Consider the following 7,491-nt stretch of genomic DNA (forward strand, 5'->3'; position numbering starts at 1 on the left):
GGTCGGCGGCGGACGCCTGAGCAACCAGCTCTGCGACCACTGCCAGCCGGGAGATGTGCTGGAAATCGGCCAGGCCTTCGGCGAGCTGGCGCTACCGGCCACCGGAGAGCCGCTGCTGTTCCTCGCCGCCGGCAGCGGCATCACCCCGCTCATGAGTCTGACCCGGGCACTGGCCGCCGACGGCATGCCGGTGCCGCTGACCCTGATCTACTGGGCCGGCACCCGTGCCGAACTCTGCTTCGCCCGCGAGCTGCAGGCGCTGGCCGCGCGCGNACGCCCCCCGCGCCGCTGGCGACGGATGATGCCGCCGTCCGCGACGTGCGCGTGACCCTGCAGGCCAGCGGCCGCACGCTCACCGTGTCCACCGGCGACTCCCTGCTGGAGGCGCTGGAAGCACAGGGCCTGCGTCCGGCCCATGGCTGCCGCATGGGCATCTGCAACAGCTGCGCCTGCGCCAAGCTCGACGGCGTCAGCCAGGACCTGCACAGCGGCGAACAGAATGCCGACCCCGTTTCCGCCCTGCGCCTGTGCGTCAGCCGCGCACGCGGCGACATCACGCTCGATCTCTGATGCCCGTCACTCCCGGAGCCGACCGCATGACCTCTTCGACCCGTACCCGAACGCCCCCGCCCGCCCGCTCCCGCAGCCGCGCGCTCACCGCCGGCGAGCTCGCGGCCTTCGGCGCCGAGCTGGATGCCCTGCGCGCCCGCACCGTGGCCGATCTCGGCAAGCGTGATGCCGACTACATCCGCAACGTCGTCAAGGCCGTGCGCTACATCGAGGCCGCAGGCCGCGCGCTGCTGTTCATCGGCGCCGTCAGCCTGGCCTTCCGGCCGGGGCTCATGCTGCCGCTGTGCGGCATCGGCACGCTGCTGCTGGGCATCGCCAAGATCCTCGAGAACATGGAGCTGGGCCACAACGTCATGCACGGCCAGTACGACTGGATGAACGATCCGGCGCTGAACGGCCGCACCTACGAGTGGGACATCGTCGGCACCAGCGACAACTGGCGGAAGACGCACAACTTCAAGCACCACACCTACACCAACGTGCGCGGCATGGACGACGACATCGGCTACGGCCTGCTGCGCCTGTTCCCGGAACAGCGCTGGCGGCCGTTCTTCCTGGCCCAGCCGGTGATCGCGGTGATCTTCGCGCTGCTGTTCGAATGGGGAGTCGCCATCCAGGACCTGGAGCTGGGCAAGTACTTCGCCGGTCGCAAGAGCAAAAAGCAGCTCCGCGAGGAGTGGCAGCCGGTGGCGCGCAAGATGCGCCGGCAGCTGGTCAAGGACTACGTGATCTTCCCGCTGCTGGCCGGGCCGTTCTTCCTGCCGGTGCTGGTGGGCAACCTGATCGCGAATGTCATCCGCAACCTGTGGACCTACATGATCATTTTCTGCGGGCACTTCACCGCCAACGCCGAGACCTTCCCGAAGAGCGTGACCGAGAACGAAAGCCGCGGCCACTGGTACCTGCGCCAGATGCGCGGCTCGTCGAACCTGAAGGGCGGCAGGCTGTTCCACATCATGAGCGGCAACCTCAGCCACCAGATCGAGCACCACCTGTTCCCGGACATCCCGGCCCGCCGCTATGCCGACATGGCACCGGTGGTGCAGGACATCTGCCGGCGCTACGGCCAGCACTACAACACCGGCCGGCTGTCGGTGCAGTTCGGCCAGGTGGTCTGGCGCATCCTGCGCCACGCCTTCCCCAGCCGGCCGCCGAAGCGCACGCAGGCGGCGCTGGTCGAGCAGGCTGCCTGAACCGGGCGGCCGCATACCCATACGACTTATGGGCATATGCGGCCCGCCACCCAAAGTCCCGGCGCTCCTAGCCCATGGCAGCGTTCAGGCGCCTTCCGCCGGCTCGCAGAATCAGGTCCGGGCGTGACAGGAAGGCACCGGTCCCGGAATGCCGCCACGCCGGGAGAGCCTCATGATCGGGATATGGTCCGCCCACGCCGAAACCGTGGTGCTGTGGTTCGGCATCGTCACGCTGTTCGTGTTTTCACTGCCGCTGTTCTTCACGCCGCTGCTGTGGGCGAGGATGTTCCTCTGGCGGCTGCCGGCCGACACCGACCTGGCCGTCTACTTCGGCCGCTGCCTGGGCGCGTTCGCGCTGATCATGGACTACCTGCTGATACGCGCCGGCCTCGGCGGCGAAGGCCTGGTGCCGATCTACGAGATCATGATCCTGTTCAGCGGCCTGATGGTGCCGGTGCACATCTACGGCGCCTGGGCGAAGATCCAGCCCATCACCGAAACGCTGGAGACCGGCTTCTGGCTGGCGACCTGCCTGCTGCTGCTGGCCTGCTACCCGGGCTGATGGCGCGTCGGGTGGCGCAGGCGCAGGGCCGGCACCACCCACCAGCGGACACCCGGCTCAGAGCATGAAGTGGATCTGCATTTCGCCGACCATGAAGCCGAGCACCGCGCCCACAGTGATGAGGATCCACTCCTCTTCCTTGAACGCGGGCCGCAGCATGCCTTCGAACTCGGTCGGGGTGAGCTGGCGCATGCGCGTGATCAGGGTGTTGCGCACGTCCATGGCGTCTTCGGCGTAGTTTTCCATGTACTTCATGGTTTCCGGCAGCTTCTCCAGGATGCGCTCGGCCACGGTGGCCTTCATCTGGATGTACTTCTCGGTGCCGACGGCATAGAGCACCAGCGGACGCGCCAGGCCGGCCTGCTCGTCGATGACCCGGCGCACGTGCTTCTGCAGCAGGTTGATGACCCGGTCCGAGCGCGGGCCGGTGAACAGCTCTTCCATCATGAGGCCGGGCGTCAGCATCTGCTTGGAAATGAGCGCGGCGTAGTCGCCGGCGACCTCGTGCTGGCGCTTCAGGAACAGGCCGTGCAGGGTGAAGCCGAAGATCTTCTTCGGGTTGAGCGGGCGGAACAGCATCTGCAGCGCCAGCCAGTCGCTGAAGAAGCCGACGAAGCCGCCGAAGGCCGGCAGCATCCAGGGCTGGCGGAAGACCAGCCAGCACACCATCTGCACCAGGCCGATGACGAAACCGAAGACGAAGCCGGCGGTGCAGAAGAACTTCAGCTCCTGCTTGCCGACGCGCTGGAAGATCTCGTTCAGCAGCGCCTTGTCCTTCTGCAGGTTGCTGATGACCATGTGGCGGATGTCGAAGTAGCGCGACACGTCGTGCTGCACTTCGCTCATGATGGTGGCGACGATCTTCGGCGCCTCGCCCTTCACGCGCCGGATGATGGCCTGGCGCATGAACTCCGGCATGCCCTCCCAGAGCCCCGGCTGGTACTGGTGCATGACCTCGCGGACGATGTCCTCGGAGGCCTCCATCATGGGCCGCTCGATCTCGCTGGCGATGCGCCTGGGATCCAGGCGGGCGAAGATCTCCTCGGGCTTGATCAGGCGCTCGGTCATGAGATCGACGGCGATGGTCGCCATTTTCTCCGACTTGCGCGGCACGATGCCCTGCCAGCCGAACCAGGGTTTGATGCCCCAGAAATTGATCGGGTAGAACATCATCTTGATCGCCACCACCTTGGTGACATAGCCGATGATGCCGCTGATGAACGGAATGGAAATGTAAAGCCACATCTCGGCCTTGAAGTCAGCGATCAGCGCGTCCATAGACAACCATTTCCGACAAAAATCAATAAAATAACCACGCGATCGGCCATTATGCGATCAGAACCGCATCCGCCTCAACCGGCGTTTCCGGGCTCCCGCAGCGGGCCCGACAGGCGCGACGGGTCGGCCGGCACCACGCCCTGGTAACGCGAGATCAGCGCCTTCATGTCGGCCTCCATGTCACCGGTCGGGTGGAACACCGGCGTGATGCGCAGCTCCTTGCGGCCGAAGTCGAGAATGAAGGGCACGATGGGCACGCCGGCGCGCACGGCCATGTGATAGAAGCCGCGCTTCCATTCCGGCGCGGCGTGACGGGTGCCCTCGGGGGCGATACCCATGTAGATGCTTTCGCGTTCGGCGAAGCGTGCCACCACCTGGTCGATCTGGCCGCCGCGATTGCTGCCGGTGCGGTAGACGGGCATGACATCGAGCCAGCGGAAAAAGGCGCCCAGCGGTCCCTTGAACAGCTCGGCCTTGGCCATGACGGTGATGCGCAGGCGCAGCGCGAGGATGGTGGCCGCCGCCACGAAGCCATCGCGGTTGGAGGTGTGCGGGGCGCCGATGAACACCGCCTTGGGTACCATGGGCGCGACGCCGCTGACCCGCCAGCCCATCATGCGCAGCCAGAACACGCCCAGCGCCTGGCTGAACGGCGTGCCGCGGCGCGGCACCAGGGGCCCGAGGTCGTCGGCCGTGAGCGTGGCGGCCGGCTCGGCCTGACCGGTGATTGGCGAACGTCCCATGAAAACCCCTTGCGCGCGTTGTTGTTTTTCGCGGTGAAAGCCGAACTTTACTGGCGCCGGGGTGCGGCATGCAATCAAGCAGCGCCGGCACACCGGGACAGCCGGCACCTCCGGCACGCGCAGGATGAGCGCCCGCCGTGTCGCCCGGCCGGCAAGGCCGGCCCGGACGACACCACGGGACCGCCTCAGAACGTGCGCGCGATCAGCTCCTTCATGATCTCGTTGGTGCCGCCGTAGATGCGGTTGGCGCGGGTATCGACATAGGCCTGGGCGACCGGGTACTCGAGCATGAAGCCGTAGCCGCCATGCAGCTGCACGCACTCGTCGACAACCTTGGACATGAGATCGGAGACCCAGTACTTGGCAGCCGCGGCGGCATCCACCTGCAGCGTGCCCTGGATCTGCTCCTCGATGCAGCGGTCCACGAAAACGCGCGCGATCTGGGTTTCGGTGCGCAGCTCGGCGAGCTTGAACTTGCTGTTCTGGTAGGCCGCCACCGGCTTGCCGAACACCTTGCGGTCGCGAACGTAGGCCAGCGTGTGGGCCAGCACCGACTCGCAACCGGCGGCGCACATGATGGCGATCATCAGACGTTCCCAGGCCAGCTCCTTCATGAGCATGATGAAGCCCATGCCTTCCATGCCGACCAGATTGGACTTGGGCACGCGCACGTTGTCGAAGAACAGCTCGCAGGTGTCCTGGCCCTTCATGCCGACCTTCTTCAGCGGCCTGCCCTTGGTGAAGCCCGGACGGTCGGCTTCGATCAGCAGCAGCGAGATGTTGCCGGCGCCGCCGGAGACATCGCCGGTCTTCACCACCACCACGGCGATATCGCAGAGGTAGCCGTTGGTGATGAAGATCTTGGAACCGTTGACGATGTAGTCATCGCCGTCCTCGCGCGCGGTGGTGCGCACCGCCTGCAGGTCGGAGCCGGTGCCCGGCTCGGTCATGGCGATGGCACCGACGGCCTCGCCGCTGGCCATCTTCGGCAGCCACTGCTGCTTCAGCGCTTCGCTGGCGAAGTTGTTCAGGTAGTTGGCGACGATGTCGGAATGCAGCGAGAAGCCCGAGGCGGAATCGCCGGCGCGCGCCTGCTCTTCCATCAGGATCACGCTGTAGAGACGGTCCACGCCCGATCCGCCGTATTCGACCGGCATGGTCGGGCACAGCAGGCCGAGCTCGCCGGCCTTGTTCCACAGGTGACGGTCGATGTGCTGCTGCTCTTCCCACTTCTCGCGGTGGGGCGCCATTTCCTCTTCGAAGAAACGGCGGGCAGTGCGGCGGAAATCCTCGTGCTCGGCGGTGAAGATGGTGCGCGGGATCATGGCATTCATGGGATTGGGGATGCTGGTGCTCATGCAAAACTCCGGACAGGAAAACGCTGACGACAAACTTAAAATACGGTCGTACAACTTGTTTGCGTTTCTACGCGCGACCTGAAACACTGTCAAGGAAATTGTGACCGCAAGGTCACCGCATCTTGCCGCCCGAAGATGACAGGCATCGCGCAATCCGGGGAGAATCGGCACCATGACCGCCGCCGCCAGCCAGAAACCCCAGACCCGAACCCGCCGCACCCAGGCCGAGCGCAGCGAAGCCATGCGCCAGCGCCTGATCGAGGCCACCGTGCAGAGCCTGGACAGCGAGGGCTACGCCGGCACCACGGTGAGCACCATCATCACCATGGCCGGGGTCTCGCGCGGCGCGCCCATCCATCACTTCCCGACCAAGTCGGCGCTGATCGAGGCCACGGCGGAACACCTGATCCGCGGCATCTACATCCACCTCGGGCATGCCGTGCGGCACATGGAAGACTCGGAAGATCGACCCGCCGGACTGATCATGGCGAGCTGGCGCGGCATTTTCAGCACCCCGGAAAGCGGCGCGCTCATGGAGCTGATGATGGCCAGCCGGCGCGATGCCGAACTGGCGGCGGTGCTGCGCAAGCTCTGGATCGCCGGCTACGAGGTGCTGGACGGCGCCTCGCGGCACTATTTCGAGCCCGCCGAGGACGGCCCCAACCCCACCCACCTGTTCGTGCTCACGCACTGGCTGATGGGCGGCATGGCCATGGAGCGCCACCTCACCGACGGCGAGCACGTCAACGAGCACTTCCTGCAGCTCTGGTGCCGCGTGCTCGGCGCGCACCTGCGCCCGCGCGACGGCGTCACCACGCCGCCACCGCGCCCGGCGTTCTGGGACCAGGCGCTGACCGCGCGCGACGACTGAACGCACGCGCGGCCGGCATGCGTGGACGGCCCGCACCTGCCGGCACCGCACACGGCACATCCCCGGTGATGACCCCCGGCCTCAGGCCGCCTCGGCCCGGGGCACGCCGACAACCCGCCCCAGGCGCATCGGGTCGGGCAGGCGCCGCGCCAGCCAGGCCGGCAGATGCCGCAAGCCCAGCACATTGGTCTCGCGCACACCGTCCGGCATGAACTCGCGGGTGCCCATGACATAGTCGAACCAGGGCCGCGTCACGCACCAGTTGGCATCCGGATTGCGCCCCATGTGGTGGTCGTAGTGCCAGGGGATGCGGGCGCGGCCCCAGGCCGGGTCCATGTGCGACTGCTTGTGCACGCGGTAGTAGTTGGCCGCGCAGTACCACAGCGTGCCGACATAGAAAGGCGCCACCGGGAACAGCGGCGCGATGGCCGCGCTGGCAGCGATCAGCGACCAGGCCTCCTTGCCCTGCGCATGCCGACCGAGCGGGAAGCGCAGGTAGTTCGGATCGTGGTAGCCGTGCTTGCGCACCATCCTGTGGTGCTCGTGGAAATGGAAGGCCCACATGCCGCCGCGATCACGGCCGCGCTCGTGCAGCACATGCTTGTGCATGAACCATTCGACGGCGTTGGCCGTCGCCAGACCCAGGGGAATGCCGATCATCGCGCTGCTCCAGTGGTGAACCTGTCGCCGACCGCCCGTCACGGGCTACCGGCAGGGTCAGGCTAGCGTGTAGAGTCGGGCCGGTATTGACCGCACCGCCGCGCTGCCATGGCACTCGAATCCCTGCCCGACCTGATGTGCTCGCCCACCGGCATTACCGCGCCCTACCTGCGCGAGCTGCTGCCGCAACCTGTCGATACCGCGGCCCTGACCGCGGCCGGCATCGATGCCGCTCGCCTGGCCGGCGACCACGGCT

The 7,491-nt window shown here is 66.7% G+C and carries 9 protein-coding genes; 5 read left to right on the forward strand and 4 right to left on the reverse strand.

Annotated features, from left to right (window positions below):
- The first annotated feature begins 151 nt into the window (after positions 1-151).
- From C5O18_RS11245 to C5O18_RS04605, 4 genes are all read left to right on the forward strand, one after another.
- A complete protein-coding gene (locus C5O18_RS11245; protein ID WP_478209675.1) occupies positions 152-328 on the forward strand; it encodes a hypothetical protein in 177 nt (58 codons plus the stop codon).
- Positions 319-570 carry a 2Fe-2S iron-sulfur cluster-binding protein gene (locus tag C5O18_RS04595; protein ID WP_158249267.1) on the forward strand — a complete coding sequence of 84 codons (252 nt, stop codon included), beginning with the start codon at positions 319-321 and terminating at the stop codon, positions 568-570. Before C5O18_RS11245 ends, C5O18_RS04595 begins: the two co-directional genes overlap by 10 nt.
- Before the next feature lie 26 nt (positions 571-596).
- Complete coding sequence (locus C5O18_RS04600) at positions 597-1,763, forward strand: fatty acid desaturase family protein (protein WP_105191870.1); 1,167 nt, start codon at positions 597-599, stop codon at positions 1,761-1,763.
- A gap of 172 nt (positions 1,764-1,935) precedes the next feature.
- Positions 1,936-2,325: a hypothetical protein gene (locus C5O18_RS04605; RefSeq protein ID WP_105191872.1), complete on the forward strand. Its 390-nt coding sequence runs from the start codon at positions 1,936-1,938 to the stop codon at positions 2,323-2,325.
- 57 nt (positions 2,326-2,382) lie between these two features.
- On the opposite strand, the gene C5O18_RS04610 is transcribed toward C5O18_RS04605, so the two are convergent.
- The 3 genes from C5O18_RS04610 to C5O18_RS04620 all read right to left on the reverse strand — a co-directional run bounded on the left by C5O18_RS04610 (position 2,383) and on the right by C5O18_RS04620 (position 5,704).
- Positions 2,383-3,603, reverse strand: coding sequence for a DUF445 domain-containing protein (locus tag C5O18_RS04610; RefSeq protein ID WP_105191874.1), 1,221 nt, complete (start codon positions 3,601-3,603; stop codon positions 2,383-2,385).
- Between the two features lie 74 nt (positions 3,604-3,677).
- Positions 3,678-4,346 carry a 1-acyl-sn-glycerol-3-phosphate acyltransferase gene (locus C5O18_RS04615; RefSeq protein ID WP_105191876.1) on the reverse strand — a complete coding sequence of 223 codons (669 nt, stop codon included), beginning with the start codon at positions 4,344-4,346 and terminating at the stop codon, positions 3,678-3,680.
- Between the two features lie 185 nt (positions 4,347-4,531).
- On the reverse strand, positions 4,532-5,704 hold the full coding sequence (locus C5O18_RS04620) for an acyl-CoA dehydrogenase family protein (RefSeq protein WP_206389726.1): 1,173 nt from the start codon (positions 5,702-5,704) through the stop codon (positions 4,532-4,534).
- 172 nt (positions 5,705-5,876) lie between these two features.
- Between C5O18_RS04620 and C5O18_RS04625 the strand changes: the two genes are divergently transcribed.
- Positions 5,877-6,575, forward strand: a complete 699-nt coding sequence (locus C5O18_RS04625; RefSeq protein ID WP_105191878.1) for a TetR/AcrR family transcriptional regulator — start codon at positions 5,877-5,879, stop codon at positions 6,573-6,575.
- Positions 6,576-6,656: 81 nt separating this feature from the next.
- Here C5O18_RS04625 and C5O18_RS04630 read toward each other — a convergent pair whose 3' ends face one another.
- Positions 6,657-7,235 carry a hypothetical protein gene (locus tag C5O18_RS04630; protein ID WP_105191880.1) on the reverse strand — a complete coding sequence of 193 codons (579 nt, stop codon included), beginning with the start codon at positions 7,233-7,235 and terminating at the stop codon, positions 6,657-6,659.
- Positions 7,236-7,491 lie beyond the last annotated feature (256 nt).

This window comes from Amnimonas aquatica (assembly GCF_002943415.1).
GTDB classification, from domain to species: Bacteria; Pseudomonadota; Gammaproteobacteria; order Pseudomonadales; family Moraxellaceae; genus Perlucidibaca; species Perlucidibaca aquatica_A.

Coding starts and splice junctions, on each gene's coding strand:
- C5O18_RS04600 (WP_105191870.1), top strand. CDS start 597: ATGACCTCTTCGACCCGTACCCGAACGCCCCCGCCCGCCCGCTCCCGC.
- C5O18_RS04605 (WP_105191872.1), top strand. CDS start 1,936: ATGATCGGGATATGGTCCGCCCACGCCGAAACCGTGGTGCTGTGGTTC.
- C5O18_RS04610 (WP_105191874.1), bottom strand. CDS start 3,603: ATGGACGCGCTGATCGCTGACTTCAAGGCCGAGATGTGGCTTTACATT.
- C5O18_RS04615 (WP_105191876.1), bottom strand. CDS start 4,346: ATGGGACGTTCGCCAATCACCGGTCAGGCCGAGCCGGCCGCCACGCTC.
- C5O18_RS04620 (WP_206389726.1), bottom strand. CDS start 5,704: ATGAGCACCAGCATCCCCAATCCCATGAATGCCATGATCCCGCGCACC.
- C5O18_RS04625 (WP_105191878.1), top strand. CDS start 5,877: ATGACCGCCGCCGCCAGCCAGAAACCCCAGACCCGAACCCGCCGCACC.
- C5O18_RS04630 (WP_105191880.1), bottom strand. CDS start 7,235: ATGATCGGCATTCCCCTGGGTCTGGCGACGGCCAACGCCGTCGAATGG.